The organism is Candidatus Termitispirillum reticulitermitis (assembly GCF_054655775.1).
On record NZ_BAAIHG010000121.1, the window covers coordinates 1 to 1,954 of the forward strand.

The 1,954-nt window shown below is 44.8% G+C and carries 1 protein-coding gene; it reads left to right on the forward strand.

Translation table 11 applies throughout. The annotated features are described in order from the left end of the window. On the forward strand, nucleotides 1-1,954 hold a 1,954-nt coding region (gene fliD, locus AC1MDJ_RS07620; RefSeq protein WP_479690324.1), incomplete at both ends, for a flagellar filament capping protein FliD.

Sequence of the window (1,954 nt, forward strand, 5' to 3'; positions counted from 1 at the left end):
GCCAGCGGGTGTTATATTAGGGGCTTCAGTGACGGTTTCTACTGATTTGAATTTGCCAGCAGGGGCACTTGCAACAAGTGTTACTATCAATAGGTCTGCTGGCAGTTTTCCTGCATATTCAACGCCAGTTGCCAGCCTTTCGGGTGCGTCTCTAAATGTAACTCCAGCGGGCTTGCTTGCGAACGATGTTATCATAACCGCAGGTTCTACGCTTGCCAATGGAACAACATTAGGAACAACGCTCACTATCCCAGCTGGCTCCACTCTTGAGGCTGGCACTACACTAGTTAGACCCGCAGAGCAGGATACTACCTATATGTTGACTGCCATAGACTGGATTGCGGGGCAAAATATCTCATTCAATATCAGCGTGGATGGTGCTACTGGCTATAATATCAACTTAGACTTAAATACGTATCTAGGGCTAATGTATAGCAACAACTTGTTTCCTGTAGACGGTTCAGGTATGCCTTATATTGTGGACGTCAACCATTTTATGTCTATACTGGAGGAGCTAGTCAACGGTGAGCTAAACAGACAGTTGGGTACATCCACCGTAGAATACCTTGCTTTCAGGGCAGACCTTATGACGGTTGCGACTGGTGGTAGTCCTGCATCGTATGCGACACGTTGGCAAACGGCTATTTATAATGTGTCGGATAGGGATGTAAGTATAGTTGGCGTGTCTTCTGTTGCGAATTATGAGGGTAGTATTGCTGCTGCACTCGGCTTTACTAGTGCACAGCCAACTATTACGCACACCACCGAGATTATGAAATATCAGATGGCTCCTAATGAGCCAACTAGTGCCAATACCGGCGCGCTATTGCAGGAGAAGATGGAAAGCATATATTCAGGCGTCATATATGGCACGAATATGAGCTTTTCAACTGCGGGCATCAGCACTGGCACCTATAACATCCATTATGATGCTAGTATGATTGCGAGGCAGGCACGTCCTACCCAAGTAATAGGTGTTGACGTGAGTACACTGAGTATGCCTATGACAAGTAGCGGCGCAAACTTCACAAGCGCAGCCAATCTGTCTAATATACTAGATGCCACTACTACCGCTGCCATACAGGGGATTGTGACCATAAATGGCGTTCGCATAGACCTATCGCAATATTCACAATTGACGGCAAACGGGTTAATGGGTATTGTAAACGGCTCTAATGCTGGTGTTGTAATGACATACGACAGTGGCACAAACTCATTCTCTATGAAGAATAAAAATAATGGCTCATCTACAATAGATACTGGTGTTGCGAGCGATACCAGCAGGTTTTTTGAGGTGTTTGGGCTTACGGTGGTACAGGGGGCGTCTAAGGTGTTAGGTGCAGATTCTGGCACGCTAATCACATCATATAAAGTTGTTGAAGCAGGTTTTACGCTATCTGCCGCTATACAAACGGGAGTGTTTACCATAAACGATGTTCCAATCTACTTTGATTCGCTTGATACCATAGACGGGTTAATGGGCAAGATAAATAAGTCTGGTGCAAATGTGAACATATCTTATGACAGCGTAAGGGATAAGTTCGTTATCACGTCCACTAGTGGTGTTGACCGTATAAAATTCGGCAACGAAAATGACACCTCTACAATTCTAAGGATAATGGGTTTCTTGTCTAACCCTGTTGAGCCTACATATATGGGAACGGCGGGGACACAATCCATAATAGAAATCAATGGGCAGCGCTACCATCGTGATACAAATGAAATAGACGACGTAGTGGATGGTATGGAGATATCCCTTTCATCAATAGGCACTACGGCAATACATGTAACCGTTGATACAGAGCCTGCAATTAAGGCGATAGCTAGTTTTATTACGATGTATAACACCATCGTTAGCAAGATAAAGACTGAGGATATTAGCGAAAAAGAGCGCAGCGACTATATGACAGACCTTACCGAAGAGAAGAAGTCGCAGATGACTGCTGATGAAATC